This is a genomic window from Streptomyces sp. NPDC020731 (genome assembly GCF_044334705.1).
GTDB lineage: Bacteria > Actinomycetota > Actinomycetes > Streptomycetales > Streptomycetaceae > Streptomyces.
Window position 1 is genome coordinate 107,424 of sequence record NZ_JBIRTN010000011.1, and the last position, 15,691, is coordinate 123,114.

The window sequence follows — 15,691 nt, forward strand, 5'->3', positions numbered from 1 at the left end:
TCCGGGAGGGACCTTGCGGCCGTAACGGCCGCTCCGGCCGCGGGCGCCCGCGCGTGGCCAAAAGCGCGCGTGCCTGCGGAGCGTGGACCCGGGGTCCGGGTGTCCGAGGCACTGCCGGCCTCAGGAACCGAGGCTCCTCAGGTCCGCCGCGAGTGAGCTGACGGCCGCGGGGTTGCGCGGGCTCTCGACGAGGTCGGCGTAGTCGAGAGTGACGATCCGGTCGTTCTTGACGGCGGAGACGTTCGCGAGCGGCTCGTAGGACGTGAGGAACTTCCGCTTCTGTTCCGCGGTGACGTCCCCGTAGTCGTTGATCACGATGACCTCGGGGTCGCGGGCGACGACCGTCTCCCAGCCCACGGTGGTCCAGCTGTCCTGGAGGTCCTTCATGACGTGGTCGCCGCCGGCCTTGGTGATGATGTCGTGGGGCCCCGCGAAGACGCCGGACGTGAACGGCTTGTCCTCCCCGCTGTCGTAGAGGAACACCCGCGGCCGGTCGGCGCCCTTCGGAGCCTTCGCCTGTGCGTCGGCCACCTGCTCGCGGAACTCGGTGACGAGGGTTTCGGCCCTGTCCTCGACGTCGAACACCCTGCCCAGGTTCCGCAGGTCCGTGTACAGCGCGTCGAGCGGCGCCATCACGCCGCGGGCCTTGCCCTGTCCGTTGCGGCACGACTCGCTGAGCAGGTACGAGTCGATGCCGACGCGTCGCAGCGCGGCGGGCGTGAAGCCCTCGCCCTCGTTGAAGCCGTAGTTCCAGCCCGCGAAGACCAGGTCGGCACGGGCGTCCAGGACCAGTTCCTTGTTGATCCGGTCCTTCGAGAGCCACGTGGTCCTCCGGTAGCCGTCCTTCCACGGCACCGTCGTGAGGTCGCCCTTGTCGTCGGGCATGACGTATCCGGCCATGTGCTCCTCCAGGCCGAGGGCGAACATGATCTCGGTGATGCCGACGTCGTTGGTGACCACGCGCCGCGGGGCCCTGTCGAAGGTCTTCTTCTCGCCGCAGTTCTCGACCGTGACCGGATAGTGGCTGCCGGACGCGCGGGCGCCGTCCCCCTTCCCCTCCTCCGGGGAGACGTCCGCACCGCAGCCGGTGACGGCGCAGGCCAGGACGAGAGCGAGGGCGGCGGGGCGTACGGGGCGGGGCATGGTGACGGTGACTCCTTCGAGGACGGACCGGGGTGGACGGACTACCGGGAGGGAAGACGGTCGAAGAGCAGTTGGACCGCGCCCGTCTCCGGGTGGGGGACACGGTGCGCCCGGACGCCGAAGACGTCGGCCAGCAGGGCGGGGGTGAGAACGTCGTGGGGGGCGCCGGAAGCGACGATCCGGCCGCCGTCGATGACGTGCAGGACGTCGCAGTGGAGCGCGGCGAGGTTGAGGTCGTGCAGCGCGGTGAGCACGGTCAGCCCACTGGTCCGCACCAGGGACAGGACCTCCAGCTGCTGCGCGATGTCCAGGTGGTTGGTGGGCTCGTCCAGCACCAGGACCTGTGGTTGTTGTGCGAGCGCGCGGGCGATCAGGACCCGTTGTCTCTCACCGCCGGAGAGTGTGAGGAAGCCCCGGTCGGCCAGATGGCCGGCACCGACTCCTTCCAGCGCGGCGGCACACGTACGCCGGTCCTCGTCGGTCTCCCGGGCCACCGCCCCCTGGTGCGGCAGTCTGCCCATAGCCACGACCTCGGCCACCGTGAAGTCGAACTCCGCGACCGCTTCCTGCGGAAGAGCGGCGAGCCGACGCGCGCTGTCGCGCGTGTTCATGGCCAGCAGGTCGTCGCCGCCGAGACGTACCGCACCGGCCGTGGGACGCAGGGCCCGGTAGACGCACCGCAACAGGGTGGACTTACCACTGCCGTTGGGCCCGACGAGCCCCACGACCTGTCCGCTGCCCGCCCGCAGCGAGGCGTCCCGCACCACCCGCACCCCGGAGATCTCCACGGTCACCGTGTCGATGTCGACCTGCATCACACGCCTCCGAAGGTGTAGGTACGGCGGCGCATGAGCAGGACGAAGCACGGCACACCGATCGCCGCCGTCAGTACGCCCAGCGGCAGTTCGGCCGGGGCGAGCACCACGCGCGACAGGATGTCGACCCAGATCAGCAGCACGGCACCGGCCGGCGGGGCCACCGCCAGCAGCCGGCGGTGGTCCGCCCCGACCAGCATCCGGGCGGCGTGCGGCACCATCAGGCCCACGAAGCCGATCGCCCCGCTCACCGCGACCACCGCCCCGGTGACGGCGGCGGTCGTCAGGAAGAGTTCCCTGCGCAGCCGCCCGGGGTCCACACCCAGCGCGGCGGCGGTCTCGTCGCCCATCGCGAGGGCGTTCAGGCGCCGGGCCGACCAGCCGAGGTGGACGAGGCCGCCGAGCACCGCGCCCGCGGCGATCGGTACGGAGGACCAACTCGCACCACCCAGACTGCCGAGCAGCCACATCACCGCGGACCGGGCCGCTTCGCCGTGCTCGGCGGCGAACACCATGAACGTGGTCACGGCCGAGAAGCCGTAGTACATCGCGGTGCCGGTCAGCACGAGCCGGAGCGGCGTCAGCCCTCGCGGGGTCCGGGCGATCGCGTACACCAGCGTCATGGCCGCGAGCGCGGAGAGGAACGCCGCCGTGGACAGCGCCCAGACACCGAGCGCGCCGAAGGCGCCGAAGATGAGCACGGCGTTGGCTCCGACGGCCGCGCCGGAGGAGATACCGAGGACGAACGGGTCCGCGAGCGCGTTGCGGACCATGGCCTGGACGGCGACGCCCACGGCCGCCAGACCGGCGCCGACGACCGCGGCCAGCACGGCGCGCGGGAAGCGCAGTTCCCACACGATGGTGTAGGAGGAGACCTCGTCCGGGGCTATGGACCCGCCGGTCAGCCCCGCCCAGAGGTAGTACAGCGCCTCGCTCCACGAGAGTCCCGATGCCCCGATGCCCGCCCCGCAGGCCAGGGAGACGGGGAGCGCGACGCACAGGCCGGTCACGAGCAGGGGCAACGGGACGCGCCGGGGCGGTGGGGGCCCGCTGCTCGTGGTGCGCTGCGGTACGGCGGGTACGGGGTCGCGGAGCGTGGCCACCGGCGGATCTCTTTCGCCTCGGGCCGTGCGCCTGCGTGATCGAAGGAGCGGGCCCGGGCGCCGGGCGCCGTGCACAGCACCTCTCGCAGTCCACGGCGATCGACAGGAGCTTCACCACCGCGGGTGATCGGGCTCACGGAACCCTGTACGGGATTCCGCCTACCGTTGCGGGTCAGCGCCGGACTTCGACCGGACTTCCCCCACGAGGCACTTGCAGCTTAGCGCCAGTCCCGCGCCTCCACTCCACGGGGAAGGCGCGGGGGACGCGCCGGCACCGCGGCCCGGCCCTCGTCGCGGGATCGTCGCAGCCCTGCTTGCCGAGTCGCACGGCGCGACCGCTCTCCCGGCACGCTCTGGACGGCACCGCCCTCGGGCCGGTGGGAGAGGTGGTCGAGAAGCTCCTCGAGGCGGGTCACCGTCTGCTCGGCCGTGGCTCGCGGTACCACGACCCCGCAGGGCGAGCACGCCGGTCACCAGCGGCGTGACCACGTCCCTCGCCTCGGGCGAAGTGCCCTGTGTGTCATGTGTCGACGGCCCACGGCGGCGGGCGTTCGCGCAGGCGGGGCACGCCCGGACGGCCGTGGTCCAGGTGCTCGTGACGTGATCGGTCCATCATCACGTGGTCGAGCCCGCCCGGCCACCCGGCTTCCGGTCACGTAGTGCCCGCTCACCGTCCGCACGGCTCCGGATTGGGCGGAGGAACAGATCTGCGCCCGGGGCGGGCAGGTGTGCGCATGTGTCTGATTGACTCCGCGCCCACCCCCACACCCGTACTCGCACCCCTCCCGGGTGCCGGACCGACGTGAGCGGAGCCGCCCCCATGTCCTTCGGACCGCAGCCCTGGCACGGGCCGCCGCACCATGACGAGCCCGCGGCCGGCGCACGGCCGCCGGTGGAGCACGAGCGAGGTGACGCCCAGGAGGCGGCGCGACTGGCCGTCGGGCTGCGGCTCGGCCTCCGGATCGCCGTCGTCTGGCTGCTCTACGTGCTGCCCGCCGCCCTCGTACCGGCCGCGTACGGCACACGGATCGCCGGGCCGGTGAGCCTCGGCGTGATCCTGGCCGTGGTCCCCTTCGCCGTCGGTGTGCACGCGCTGGTGGTGTACGGGCGGCGGGTCGACCGGCTCGAACAGCGGCCGGGCGCCCGGAGGTGGTCGTGACCACGCTGCTCGATCCCTCGTCCCGGTCCCTCGTCTTCGCCGTGTTCTCGGTGTTCGTCGTGGTCTGCCTGATGCTGTGCGTCGTCACCGGCGCCGACGAGGACGACCGGGCTCTCGTACGGTCCGACAGCCGCCGGCTGCGCTCCTGGCAGCAGGGCATCGCGATGGGCGGCGACACCACCACGGTCGCGACGGTCACCGTACTGGTGGGCATGGTCGCCACGTCCGGCTTCGACGGTCTCGGCGTCATGCTGGGCAGTCTGATCGGGGTCCTGCTGCTCCTCGTGCTGATCGTCGAGCCGCTGCGCGGGCACGCCTCGCTGACGGCCGCGGACATGCTGGACGCGCGCGGCAGCGGCGGACCCGCCGTACGCGTCTCGTGGGGCGTGGTGACCCTGCTCGTCTGCTTCCCGCTGCTGGTCGTGCAGTTGGTGGTGGTCGGCAACGTCGCCGCGGCGCTTCTCGGTCAGCCCGGGATGCGCGGCGGCTGCATCGTCGTCATCGGCTGCGTGATGACGGCGCTGGCCGTCAGCGGCGGGATCCGCGGCACGGGCGTGGTGATGATCGCGAAGTCGGCGATCGCCCTGCCGGTCCTGTTGGTCGCCGCCGTGCTGGTGCTCGACCGCTTCGGCTGGGACCCCGGGCGGCTGCTCGACGCCGCCGCGGGCGGCTCGATGAGGGGCGAGGCCTATCTGCGTCCGGGCGGCTACACCGGTGAGGGGTGGGTGGGTGCCGTGAACCGGATCGGGCAGACCCTCGGCATGTCGATGGCCACACTGGCGATGCCCGCCGTGCTGATGCGTGCCATCTCGACGAAGAGCCCGCGCGGCGCCCGGACCGTCGGCCGCTGGATGCTCGGCGAACTCACCCTGCTGTACGGCGCGCTCGCCGTCGTCGGCGTCGGCGCGGCGGCCCTCGTCGGCGAGGTGCTGCGCGAGGCCGGTCCGGGGGCGCAGGTGTTCACGCCGCTGATGCTCGGGCGTGCGCTCGACAGCGGCGGCATCCTCGTGGCCGCCCTGGCCTGTGTCCTCTTCCTCACCGCGCTCGCCGCCGTGGTGGACGTGACCCTCGCCGCCGGCATCGCCCTGGGACGGGACGTGCTGGGTGCGTCCGGCAGGCGCCCGCCGGGCAAGGGGGGCGGTGCCGCGTCGCGGTGGTCGGCGGCGTCGACGGGGGCGGTCTCCGCGGTCGTGGCGGTCGTCGCCGCCGATTGGAACCTGGTGGTCGTCTCGACGCTCTGGCTCGCCGTCTGCGGCGCCGCCCTCGCGCCCGTTCTGCTGTACGCCCTGTACTGGCCCGGGTTCACCGCCCGCGGTGCGCTGTGGTGCCTGTGGGGGGCCACCGTGCTGAGCGTCGCGGCGCTCGCGCTGTCGCCGTACATGTCCGGTACACCCGGGTCGATCTTCCCGGAGCACGACTTCAGGGTCTGGGACGTGACGATCCCGGGCCTGGTGACGGTGCCGGCCGGGTTCCTGCTGGGCTGGCTGGGCAGCGTCACGGATCCGCGCCGGGCGGCCGGCGGTGCAGGGCTACGGGGCTCGTCGCACCACAGGGAGATGGACACCGTCTGACCGTCCGCGTGCCGCCCACCGATGAGTTCCGGTGGGCGGCACGGTCATATCCGGTACACGCACCAGTTTCCGGAGGACACCATGTCGCGGAAGATCACCGCCAGCCTGTTCATCTCGCTCGACGGTGTCGTCGAGGCGCCCGACCAGTGGCATTTCCCGTACTTCGACGACGCGATGGGGGCCGCCGTCGGCGCGGGCCTGGACTCCACGGAGATTCTGCTCTTCGGCCGCAGGACGTACGACAGTTTCGCCGGCGCCTGGCCCGAGCGGGAGGCTGCGGGCGGCGAGGACACCGGCTTCGCCAAGCAGCTCGGTGACATGCGGAAGATCGTGTTCTCACGCAGTCGGCGCGACCTCGGTGACCGTTTCGTCAACCGCGCGGCCCTCGGCTACAGCCCCACGGACGAGACCAAGCGACCCCGGACACGCTGAGGGCGTGCCGCCCGCTGCTCCAGCGGACGGCACGCCCTCAAGTCGCTCAACGCTCCGACGCGAACCGCACGAACTGCCCCCAGCCTTCACGGCCGACGACGAAGGCCGGGCGGGCCACGTCCTTGGAGTCCCGTACGTGGATGGCCTGCTCAGTGACGGCGACCTCCACACAGTCGTCGCCCGAGCTACCGCTGTAGCTTGACTTGAACCAGGCGAGTTCCGTCGTGCTCATGTCTCTCCTCGCAGTCGCTCCAGCAAGGCCCGGGAATCTTTGGGGTGCAGGGCCTGCGACCGCAGTGTGTCATAGCGCTGCTGGAGGACTCTCACCTCTTTCGAGTCACCGATCAGCCGCCCGCTCTCCTGCCCCTCCGAGTATGCGAGCCGACGCCCTTCAAAGGTCTCCAGCAGGCGCAGAGGCCCATCCATGCACGAGTGGTACTCGGCTTCCAGCGGCATGATCTGCAACGTCACGTGACGAGGCGACGTGTGCTCCAGAACCTGGTTCAGCTGCTCGCGCCACACCTCGGCGCCACCCAGTCTCCGGCGCAGGACCGCTTCCTCAACGATGAAGTGGAACGGAACCGTCGGACGCTCGTACAGCATCCGCTGTCGCTCCATCCTCGCCGCAACCTGAGCCTCCAACTGCTCATCCGTCAGCAGCGGAATCCGGTTCTCGAAGAGTGCCCGCGCGTACCCCTCCGACTGCAACAACCCCGGAACCAACCGGCACTCATACGTGCACAGGCTCACCGCCTCCCGCTCCAACCGAGCCCACCGCCGGAACCACGCCGCCAGCCCCGCCTCCCCCCGCGTCAGATGCCGCGCCGCCTTCCGCAGCGCACCCGTGTTGCCCAGGGTCTCCTCCGCCCGCTCCACGAACGCCTCGTCCGGCATCCGCCTCCCCAACTCCACCGACTCCACCGTGTGCTTGGAGTACTGGCCACGGGCGCCCAGGTCGGCCCGACTCAGCCCCGCGTGTTCCCGTAGCGCCTGGACGAACGCCCCGAACGTCCGCAAGCTGTCCGACGGATGCGGTTCCCGCTCCCACTCCCCCGCCGGAACCACCCGCGCACCGGCGCTCCCGGCCGCCTCCCCCTCGACCCCGACCACGTCCATCCGCCGCCCCTTTCCTCTGCTCCGTACCGCACCGCGACGGCTCCTCACGCCGCCCGCGTTCCCCTCAGCCTGACGGATCATCAGACGTACCGTCCACTCTTCGTGTCCGTACGATGACTCACCGTACGGGGTGCCACACTCGTCCCCCACCCCGTCCGACCGCCACTCTGAGGTCACGGAGAACCGGGAGAAACCGTCCGCGTCCACCGCTCACCTGCGGAAACACCCGGGCGGCCATCTCCCCTCCCGTGAACTCCCGCCCCCTACGGGCGGCGGCGGCCGGAGGACCTGGCCGCGTTCAGGCGAAGCGGAAGAAGGTGCAGTGATGCAGAACGGAACCACCCTGTACGCCCTCGGCATCAGCGGGGCCTCGTTCACGAAGGCGTGCGGCGGCCCCTGCACCGAGGGATGCGTGACCCTGGCCCGGATCGGCGAGGACGTGGTTTCGTCGGTGGAAGCGGGCAACGTTTGTCGATGGTTTCGGGTAACAGTTGGCGATCAGACAGCTCGAAAATGTCGATGAGAACTGACAACGCTGCGAGCTCTTCCCGGTGTCAGCGGGAAGCGCATACTGTGCGGTGTGGCGACTTACAACAGCATCGGTGCGACCTACGCTGACACCCGGCGACCGGACCCCCGAATCGCCGCCAGGATCCATCAAGCCCTCGATGGTGCCACCACTGTGATCAACGTAGGATCCGGCACCGGCTCCTACGAACCGTCACACACGGTGCTGGCTGTTGAACCCAGCTCAGTGATGATCGCCCAGCGCCCAGCCGGATCCGCACCGGCCCTGGAAGCATCCGCGGAGTCGATCCCTCTCGCTGACGACTCGGCCGATGCGGCGATGGCCCTCCTGACCGTGCACCACTGGAGCGACCTGGAAGCCGGCATCGGCGAACTCCTCCGCATCGCCCGGCAGCGGATCGTCGTCCTCACCTTCGACCCCGACATCAACCACAGGTTCTGGCTGCTGGAGGAGTACCTGCCCGAAGCAGCCGCGTTCGACAACACACGAGCCGTCGCGGTCGACCGCTTGGCCAGGCTCCTGGGAGGCGCCCGCATCGAAACCGTCCCCATCCCGCACGACTGCACCGACGGATTCCTCGCCGCCTTCTGGCGCCGGCCCGAGGCATACCTCGACCCGGAAGTGCGGGCCGGTATCTCGCTGTTCGCCCAAACCAGCGACGAAGTCCTCCAGCCGGGCTTGGCCCGGCTGTCAGACGACCTGTCCTCCGGCCGGTGGCACCAACGCCATGCCGACCTGCTCGACCACGAAGCCCTCGATGCCGGCTACCGGCTTCTCGTGGCCGACCTGTAGAACCAGGCGTGCCGTCTGACTGCACACTCAAGCCTGCGAGAAAGGGCCGGTCACGGCGGTGCGCCAGAAGTGATCAGCTCGCGGCGACGTCCTGCCCTCGGGCCGCCCTGGTGCTGGCGAGTCGGTAGGATTCGGTGCCGGTCTCGATGATGTTCCCGCCGAAGGTGAGACGGTCGACGATGGCCGCGCAGAGCCGCGGATCCGTGAACGTCCTGGTCCAGCCGCCGAAAGACTCGTTGGAGGCGATGGCGACGCTGTTCTTTTCCTCGCGTTCGGTGAGCACCTGGAACAGCAGCTCAGCGCCCCTGCGGTCCAGCTCCATGTAGCCGAGTTCGTCTATGCAGAGGAGATCGACGCGTCCGTAGCGGGCGATGGTCTTGGTCAGGACTTTCTCGTCCGCCGCCTCGACCAACTCGTTGACCAGCTTGGTGGCGAGTGTGTAGCGGACCCGGAAGCCGGCCATGGCGGCCTCGGTGCCGAGCGCGATCAACAGGTGGGACTTGCCGGTGCCCGAGTCGCCGATCAGGCAGAGCGGCAGGCCCTTCTTGACCCACTCGCAGGTCGCCAGAGTGTGAATGACGGCTGCGTCGACGTTCCCGTTGGCCTCGAAGTCGAAGGCCCGCAGCGACTTCTCTCGCGGGAACTGCGCCGCCTTGATACGCCGTTCGGAGCGGCGGCGGGCCCGGTCGTCGCACTCGGCCATCAGTAGTTCGGTGAGGAAGCCGCGATAGGACATCTGGTCGCGGGCGGCGGCTTCGGCCAGGTCGGGGAACTGGGCCCGGATAGTGGGCAGCCGGAGCATGCGGCATGCCTGGTCGACGGCGGCGGTCGCGGCCTGTTCGGTCAGCCCACGGTGGCGTTTGAGTGTCACGGCATCTCTTTCTGGATGGCGGGGCGGTCGGCCGGCTGCCGGGCTCGCAGCAGCTGGTCGTAGGCCTCGACCGAGGGCAGCGGCCGGGTGTCGGGCGGCAGCTGGGCCAGCCGCCGTTCGGTCAACGAGGTCATGTTCGTCCGTTCCGGCTCCGCAGGGACAACCGGAGCCGCGACCTCGTCGGCTTCGGCAGCCTTCCGTGCCTCCAGGGCGACGGCGTCCGCGGTCAGGGCGCCGGCCCTGAGCGCGGAGGCAAGCCCGGCGACCAGGTGCTCGTGGGGAACGTGGCGGCCCATCAGCAGGACCTCGATCAGGGCCCGGGTGCCGTCCCGCTCGCCGTGTGAAGCCTTCGCCGCCTCCCACCAGGCGTCATGGACGGGCGTGAACTTCCCTGCGGAACGCGCCTGTTCGAGGGCGGTGGCCCCGGGAAACGCTCCGGGCTTGCGGACCAGGGCTTCCAGGTAGTGGTCCAGATCCAGCCGGGCCTTCCCCTTGGCGATCAGCCGTTCATGACGGGCGACCTCCCGCTGGCCGTCGTAGACCACCAGCTCGGACGCGTGCAGTATCGCTCTCACCGTCCGCCCGATCAGCCGCACCGGCACCGAGTAGCGATTGGTGCGGACACTGACTTGGCTGAAGCGGTCCACCCGCAGGCTGAACAGCCGTCCCGTCTCAAAGGGTTCGTCCGGTAACGGCTGCAGCAGCGGCCGTTCGACGGCGAAGTACTCGCTCACCGGCCGTGGCCGGGAGCCGATCCGGCGCCATTCGTCCTCCTCGTCCCACTGCTCGATCATCGCGTTGAGCTCGGCGAGGGAGGCGACCTCGGGGACGGGGACCATGTGATTGCGGCGGAACCAGCCGATCTGCCCCTCCACCCCACCCTTCTCATGGGCGCCCTCGATGCCGGGCAGGCAATACGCAGCATCGATGCCGAAGTGCGACCGGAACGCGGTCCACCGCTCGTTCTCCACGCGGGAGCGCGAGCTCAGCACCCGGGAGACCGCGGAGCGGAGGTTGTCGTAGCGGACCTTGCCGGTGGGGACGCCGCCCAGCACGCTGAGAGCGTGGACGTGGCCCTCGAGGAACGCCTCCTGGCCGCAGGAGGCGAAGACGCGGTGCACGGCCTTGCCCGAATACGACAGGCGCATCGCGAACACGAAGCAGGTGACCTGCTCACCGGCCAGGCGTACCTTCACGTCGCCGAAGTCCACCTCCGCCTCGGCCCCCGGCCGGTGGGACTGCGGAATGAACGCGTGTACCACCCCGCGGCCGGCCTCAACAGCGATCTGGGGCCGCCGGTCGGCGACATAGGCCCGCACCATCGGATAGGTCACCGCCTCCGCCCCGTGCTCGTCCAGGAGCCGGTCGAAGATCCGCTTGACCGTGTGACGCTGCTTGCGCGGCGCATCCAGATCCGCTCGGAGCATCTCATCGATCAACGGCTTGTAGGCATCCAGGCGGGTCCCGCGCGGCCGCGGCTTCTTCCGCGGCTCCGGCCAGACCGACTCCAACGCGGCCTTCACCGTGCGAAATCCGACTCCGTACTCACGCATCAAGGCCCGGTACGACATCCCTGCCCGAGCGTCACGGCGGATCGCCGCGTACAAGTCGACCTTGGATTTCGGTGGCGCCATCGCAGCCTCATCCCGCAGAGCACGTCAATGCTCCCACCGCAACCCCTCAAGCGTTGCCAGAACTCACAGACATCGCCCTCCGACGAAACACGGCGTTCTCGGCCCTGAGCGACAAGTGGTGTCGGATTCCGTCAACAGAACCAAGGACGCCTGGGCCCTGGGTGACAGCAAGCGGCCGGACGCGCAGCCGCTGCGCTTCACCACGGAGGAGCTGGACGCGGCCGGTATCGACCCGGCGCGCTTCGGCCTCGGCGTCTGACCCTCCCCTTCCCCTCCCGCCGGCCGGGCCGGGCCCACCTCCCGCTGCCCACGTCCGCGCCCGGCCGGCGCTTCTCGAAACGGGAACAGCTCGTGCACCACCACGCCTACCTGTGGACCGGCCCGAAGGCGCGCTTCGACGACGAGGCCCTGCGGCGGCCCCCGCACCCCGATCCGCCCCCGGCCGGAAGCAGGCCGGAACTGGTCGAGCGCTACCGCTTGGTGGCCGCGGAGTTCCGCACGTCGGACCTCCCGCCCCTGGAGACGGCGTACTGGCTCGTCAAGCCCCGCTCACTGGTCCGGGGGACGTGGGACGAGGCGAAGGAGGCGGCGGCCTGGCTCGGTGAGCAACTGGCGCAGTACACCCCCCGGTTCGCGTCGGAGGCCGACCGGGACACCGCGCGCCTGGCCCGGTTGGTGGACGCCGCCGCCGAACGACTGCGCTCGGGCGCCGACGTCTCGTACGGCTGCTACCTGGACCGCCCCTCGTACCTCTCCCTGGCCCTGGTGACGTGCTCCCCGAACCTCGCCCTTCCCGAGCCGGTCTGCCCATGCGCGTAATGCAAGCCCGGCACTCGCCCCCGCCCTGACCGCACACCTCGGCGTCAATCAACCTCGGGAGAATCCCACAAACAGGTGATCACATCCCAAATACCAACGAATGTTCCCGCCTCGCGCATAGTTTCACGTCATGCCCAACGTCAGTCACGACACCCTGCACGGCTTCCTGCCGGGACGTCCGAAAGCGCTGAACCGTGCGCTGGACCTCCTGGATCTCGGAATCCCGCCCGGTGTCACCACCGAGACCCTCCCGACGGACGCGTCCGGCGCTCCGAAGATGTTCACCCGGCAGATGGGCTCCGTACTGCGGGTGGTCCGTCCCGACGGGCGCGATCCGTTCATCCTGCTGGTCGAGGCGCAGACCCGCATCGAGACCAAGAAGGAGACCTCGTGGCCGTACTACATCGCCTACTTGCGTGACCGGTACAGACTCGAGGTCGTCCTGCTGGTCCTGTGCGTGGACACGGCGACGGCGGCATGGGCGGCCAGACCTCTGCGCACCGGCGTGGGACGCCCCACCCAGGTGACAGTGCCTCACGTACTGGGGCCCTCCAACGTTCCGCGTATGAACCGGGTTCAGGACGCCTCGGCCGACCTGGACTTCGCCGCGTTCTGTCTGTGGATCCACAGCAACGACCCGGACATCGAGGGCATACTGACGGTAGTGGGCGAGGCATTGGCCCAGGACACGGACCGCGACGCGCAGGACGACCTGGCGGGACTGATCGAGGACGGCTTGGGCAGCGAACACGCCCGGAAAATCTGGAGGAATCTGATGGAAACCCTCTTCACCCCCAGGCGAGGCACCATCGTGGGCGACGCCCGCCTCGCAGGACGGGAGGAAGGACGGGAGGAAGGACGCGTGACCGGAACGGCCGAGCTACTACTGCGCTTGGTGGAGCGTCGCGGCTTCTCGATGACGGAAGAGACCCGACAGCGCGTCACCACCTGCACGGACATGCCGCTCCTGGATCTCTGGTTCGACCGCGCCATCGACGCCACCACCCTCGACGAGATCTTCGCCACGCCCTCCGCCACGGACCGCGTCCCCGCCCCCGCCCAGAGCCCGGAGCACAACGCAGTCCCGGGCCAAGGCCTGCGGACCCCCGGCTCCTCGACCAACTGACCACAAGGGCGCACACGCGGACGGCCGGGTGATACCGCACCGGCCGATGGGCCGCCCCCGTACAACGCCCGTCACGGAACGCCGGCCCGACGCCCACGCGCACACCGCGCGCAGCGCCGGGCCGGTTTCGGCAGGGGCCAGGCGGTGCCGCACGGGTGACGTCACGGGCGGCAGACCCATCAACACGCCACGGTGCCGCGAGACCCTTTTCACCGGCCACCGTACCGCGCACATTTCGCGCTCGTACGCTCACTATCCGTACGTCGCGCCGCACTCGCCCTCACCCGCATGCGACCGCCACTCTGGCGTCATGAACCACGCGACACCGCACCACGTCACCTCCCCCACCGGCACCTTCACCCAGCTGCTGTCGTCCACGCGGCGCGGCGCCCGGCTCGCCCGGCTCCTCGCGGTGGCCGAACTGCACGCGCGGGGCGCCTCGCACGAGCTGACGGAGCGTGCCGAACTCGTCGTCGCGGAGCTGGCGGCCAACGCCGTCCTGCACGGCCTCGTGCCCGGCCGCTGCTTCCGGCTGACCCTCGTCCTCGACCCGTCCGCCGGCCGCCTCCGCGTCGAGGTCAGCGACGCCCGCGGAGACCTGCGCCCGCAACCTCTCCCCACGGGGACCGCGCCCGATCCGCTCTCCCCCGGCGGACGCGGCCTGGCCCTCGTCACCGCCCTCGCCGACCACTGGGACTGCGTCCCCTACCCGCCCAGCGGCAAAACCGTCCGGGCAGTGCTCTCGTGCCCGCAGGCCAAGTCACCCCGAACGCCGCAACCACCTCTCCGCGGCGGGAGTGAAGTACCGCTTCGGGCACCGGCCACCTCTGGACTGCCGCTGCGCAGAGATCTGCGAGGACAGCATCGATCACCTTTATGACGGGCAGGCCGTCGCCGGCCCACTGAATCGGCAGGGGCCGCGACGCGCGGAGTTCCACAACGAGGGAGCACCTGCCACCGGCCTGGCTCGAACGCCCGGACTGGGCAAGGCGCTGAGTTCGTACGGGTATTGGACAGACGCCCCCCACGTAGCCGGCTTCGCCATCGGCCCCTCATACCTGATGAAGCCGGGCGTGTACCGCGACGGCGGTCTCGGACGGACCTGACGCACGAAGATCCTGCCGTTGCTGGAGGAACACCACTACGGCGAGGAAATCGACGTCGCCGCCCGCTACGGCCTCGACGCGCTGCGCGGACGGCAGCCGTGACCGTGCCCCCGCCCGTGTCCGAGGTGGTGCTGCACGAGTACGGGCCCGCCGTCTCCGCCCCGCTGGACACCGCGGTCGGGCGGGCGCTGGCCGCCTCCGGCATCCTACGGAGCGCGACTCCCGATCCCGGCCGGGACGGGCACTGGCTGCTGCGGGCGGGCAGCCGGGTCGGCGCCGTCCGCACGCCCGGCGGTACGGTCGTGCGGATCATGCCCACGACCCCGATGAGCCGGCTGTTCTTCCTGCTCGGGTTCAGCCTCGACCCGGCCCGCGCCTGGCGCGACGGCCGGGAAGGCACCGTCGACACCGGCGCGTACGACGACGGCGTGCCCGCGCTCGCGCACGCCGTGGAGCGGCAGATCGACGCGGCGCTGCGGCAGGGAGTTCTCCAGGGCTACCGGGAGGTGGAGGAGTCCGCGCTGGTGGTACGCCGGCGGCTGCGCGAGGCCGAGCAGATCCGGCGGCACTTCGGCCGCACCCCGCCCGTGGAGATCGCCTACGACGCGTACACCGCGGACACCGCCGAGAACCGCATCCTGCGCGCCGCCGCCGAGCGGCTGCTACGGCTGCCGGGCGTCCCCGGTCCCGTCCGGCGGCGCCTGGCCCACCAGCGGGTCCGGCTCGCCGACGCCCTGCCGCTGGTGCGGGGGCAGGAGCTGCCACGCTGGGGGCCCTCGCGGCTCAACTCCCGCTACCAGCCCGCGCTGCGGCTCGCCGAGGCCGTCCTGCGCGGTTCCTCGCCGGAGCACCGGCCGCCACCGCCAGGAAGCGAACCGCTCGCCGTGGACGGTTTCCTGTTCGACATGAACAGGCTGTTCGAGGACTTCGTCACCGTCGCCCTGCGCGAGGCCCTGAAGGAGCACGGCCTGACCGCGCGCCTCCAGGACCCCCACCACCTCGGCACCTCGGGTCTCGTGCGGATCCGCCCCGACCTCGTCGTCCGCACCGGCGACAGCCGGGGCCCGCTCGCCGTCGTCGACGCCAAGTACAAGGTCGAGAAGGCCGACGGACTCCTCAACGCCGACCTGCACCAGGCGCTCGCGTACGCCACCGTGCTCGGCCTGCGCGAGGCGCACCTGGTGTACGCGGCCGGACGGCGGCCCGAGCGCTTCCACGAGGTGCGCGGGACGGCGGCGGGGCCGGACGGACGGGACGTGCGGCTGTACCGGCACAGCCTCGTCCTCTCCCGCGCACCGGAACAGCTCCTGTCGTCCCTCCGGGACGTCGCCGGACGGCTGGCCGGAACCACCGCGCCCCCGTGACCACGCAACGCCTCCAGGCACGGCACGCCCGGACTGCCGCCGCCCAGGTGCCTACGACGTGATCGACCCATCATCGCGCGGCCGAGCCGCCCGGCCGACCGGGTCCTGATC

Annotated in this window: 13 protein-coding genes, 4 pseudogenes and 1 riboswitch; of the genes and pseudogenes, 10 read left to right on the plus strand and 7 right to left on the minus strand. The window is 70.9% G+C overall.

All coding sequences use genetic code 11. The features are described 5' to 3' along the window. Positions 1-120 precede the first annotated feature (120 nt). Genes ACH4VX_RS18810 through ACH4VX_RS18820 form a run of 3 tightly spaced genes read right to left on the minus strand, consistent with a single transcriptional unit; the run spans position 121 to position 3,061 of the window. The gene (locus tag ACH4VX_RS18810) at positions 121-1,143 is read right to left on the minus strand and encodes an ABC transporter substrate-binding protein (protein ID WP_398368515.1); all 1,023 of its coding nucleotides are present in this window, start codon (positions 1,141-1,143) and stop codon (positions 121-123) included. A gap of 41 nt (positions 1,144-1,184) precedes the next feature. Further along, positions 1,185-1,958, minus strand: coding sequence for an ABC transporter ATP-binding protein (locus tag ACH4VX_RS18815; RefSeq protein WP_398368516.1), 774 nt, complete (start codon positions 1,956-1,958; stop codon positions 1,185-1,187). Further along, positions 1,958-3,061, minus strand: a complete 1,104-nt coding sequence (locus ACH4VX_RS18820) for a FecCD family ABC transporter permease (RefSeq protein ID WP_398368517.1) — start codon at positions 3,059-3,061, stop codon at positions 1,958-1,960. The genes ACH4VX_RS18815 and ACH4VX_RS18820 overlap by 1 nt, the downstream gene beginning before the upstream one ends. A 100-nt stretch (positions 3,062-3,161) precedes the next feature. Continuing rightward, positions 3,162-3,303: riboswitch (cobalamin riboswitch) on the minus strand. A gap of 578 nt (positions 3,304-3,881) precedes the next feature. Between ACH4VX_RS18820 and ACH4VX_RS18825 the strand changes: the two genes are divergently transcribed. The 3 genes and pseudogenes from ACH4VX_RS18825 to ACH4VX_RS18835 form a co-directional block, all read left to right on the plus strand. Next, on the plus strand, positions 3,882-4,220 hold the full coding sequence (locus ACH4VX_RS18825; RefSeq protein WP_398368518.1) for a hypothetical protein: 339 nt from the start codon (positions 3,882-3,884) through the stop codon (positions 4,218-4,220). Further along, positions 4,217-5,791 (plus strand): transporter, encoded by a 1,575-nt coding sequence (locus ACH4VX_RS18830; RefSeq protein WP_398368519.1) that lies wholly within the window; start codon positions 4,217-4,219, stop codon positions 5,789-5,791. The genes ACH4VX_RS18825 and ACH4VX_RS18830 overlap by 4 nt, the downstream gene beginning before the upstream one ends. Before the next feature lie 81 nt (positions 5,792-5,872). Continuing rightward, positions 5,873-6,145 (plus strand): annotated as a pseudogene (locus ACH4VX_RS18835) (dihydrofolate reductase family protein); the annotation flags it as partial. 124 nt (positions 6,146-6,269) lie between these two features. Here the strand turns inward: ACH4VX_RS18835 and ACH4VX_RS18840 are convergent. Together ACH4VX_RS18840 and ACH4VX_RS18845 are read right to left on the minus strand one after the other, a co-directional pair. Continuing rightward, entirely contained in the window at positions 6,270-6,455 is a 186-nt protein-coding gene (locus ACH4VX_RS18840) for a DUF397 domain-containing protein (protein WP_398368520.1), read from the minus strand. Continuing rightward, a complete protein-coding gene (locus ACH4VX_RS18845; protein WP_398368642.1) occupies positions 6,452-7,339 on the minus strand; it encodes a Scr1 family TA system antitoxin-like transcriptional regulator in 888 nt (295 codons plus the stop codon). Before ACH4VX_RS18845 ends, ACH4VX_RS18840 begins: the two co-directional genes overlap by 4 nt. A 325-nt stretch (positions 7,340-7,664) precedes the next feature. Between ACH4VX_RS18845 and ACH4VX_RS18850 the strand changes: the two are divergent. Together ACH4VX_RS18850 and ACH4VX_RS18855 are read left to right on the plus strand one after the other, a co-directional pair. Further along, positions 7,665-7,778 (plus strand): annotated as a pseudogene (locus tag ACH4VX_RS18850) (DUF397 domain-containing protein); the annotation flags it as partial. A gap of 141 nt (positions 7,779-7,919) precedes the next feature. Then, the gene (locus tag ACH4VX_RS18855; protein ID WP_398368521.1) at positions 7,920-8,660 is read left to right on the plus strand and encodes a class I SAM-dependent methyltransferase; all 741 of its coding nucleotides are present in this window, start codon (positions 7,920-7,922) and stop codon (positions 8,658-8,660) included. Between the two features lie 73 nt (positions 8,661-8,733). Here the strand turns inward: ACH4VX_RS18855 and istB are convergent, their stop codons facing one another. Together istB and istA are read right to left on the minus strand one after the other, a co-directional pair. Then, positions 8,734-9,531 (minus strand): IS21-like element helper ATPase IstB, encoded by a 798-nt coding sequence (istB, locus tag ACH4VX_RS18860; RefSeq protein ID WP_398368522.1) that lies wholly within the window; start codon positions 9,529-9,531, stop codon positions 8,734-8,736. Next, the gene (gene istA / locus ACH4VX_RS18865) at positions 9,528-11,165 is read right to left on the minus strand and encodes an IS21 family transposase (RefSeq protein WP_398368523.1); all 1,638 of its coding nucleotides are present in this window, start codon (positions 11,163-11,165) and stop codon (positions 9,528-9,530) included. Before istA ends, istB begins: the two co-directional genes overlap by 4 nt. 145 nt (positions 11,166-11,310) lie before the next feature. Here istA and ACH4VX_RS18870 point away from each other — a divergent pair. From ACH4VX_RS18870 to ACH4VX_RS18890, 5 genes and pseudogenes are all read left to right on the plus strand, one after another. After that, positions 11,311-11,424 (plus strand): annotated as a pseudogene (locus ACH4VX_RS18870) (DUF397 domain-containing protein); the annotation flags it as partial. 92 nt (positions 11,425-11,516) lie between these two features. Next, positions 11,517-11,984, plus strand: a complete 468-nt coding sequence (locus ACH4VX_RS18875; protein ID WP_398368524.1) for a hypothetical protein — start codon at positions 11,517-11,519, stop codon at positions 11,982-11,984. 130 nt (positions 11,985-12,114) lie between these two features. Beyond that, complete coding sequence (locus ACH4VX_RS18880; protein ID WP_398368525.1) at positions 12,115-13,110, plus strand: hypothetical protein; 996 nt, start codon at positions 12,115-12,117, stop codon at positions 13,108-13,110. A 310-nt stretch (positions 13,111-13,420) separates the two neighbouring features. Next, positions 13,421-13,861 (plus strand): annotated as a pseudogene (locus tag ACH4VX_RS18885) (ATP-binding protein); the annotation flags it as partial. A 453-nt stretch (positions 13,862-14,314) separates the two neighbouring features. Continuing rightward, complete coding sequence (locus tag ACH4VX_RS18890; protein WP_398368526.1) at positions 14,315-15,580, plus strand: McrC family protein; 1,266 nt, start codon at positions 14,315-14,317, stop codon at positions 15,578-15,580. Positions 15,581-15,691: the final 111 nt, after the last annotated feature.

Bases quoted from the DNA above. Each gene is read 5' to 3' on its own strand.
- ACH4VX_RS18810 (WP_398368515.1), bottom strand. From the start codon at position 1,143: ATGCCCCGCCCCGTACGCCCCGCCGCCCTCGCTCTCGTCCTGGCCTGC.
- ACH4VX_RS18815 (WP_398368516.1), bottom strand. From the start codon at position 1,958: ATGCAGGTCGACATCGACACGGTGACCGTGGAGATCTCCGGGGTGCGG.
- ACH4VX_RS18825 (WP_398368518.1), top strand. From the start codon at position 3,882: ATGTCCTTCGGACCGCAGCCCTGGCACGGGCCGCCGCACCATGACGAG.
- ACH4VX_RS18840 (WP_398368520.1), bottom strand. From the start codon at position 6,455: ATGAGCACGACGGAACTCGCCTGGTTCAAGTCAAGCTACAGCGGTAGC.
- ACH4VX_RS18845 (WP_398368642.1), bottom strand. From the start codon at position 7,339: ATGGACGTGGTCGGGGTCGAGGGGGAGGCGGCCGGGAGCGCCGGTGCG.
- istA (WP_398368523.1), bottom strand. From the start codon at position 11,165: ATGGCGCCACCGAAATCCAAGGTCGACTTGTACGCGGCGATCCGCCGT.
- ACH4VX_RS18880 (WP_398368525.1), top strand. From the start codon at position 12,115: ATGCCCAACGTCAGTCACGACACCCTGCACGGCTTCCTGCCGGGACGT.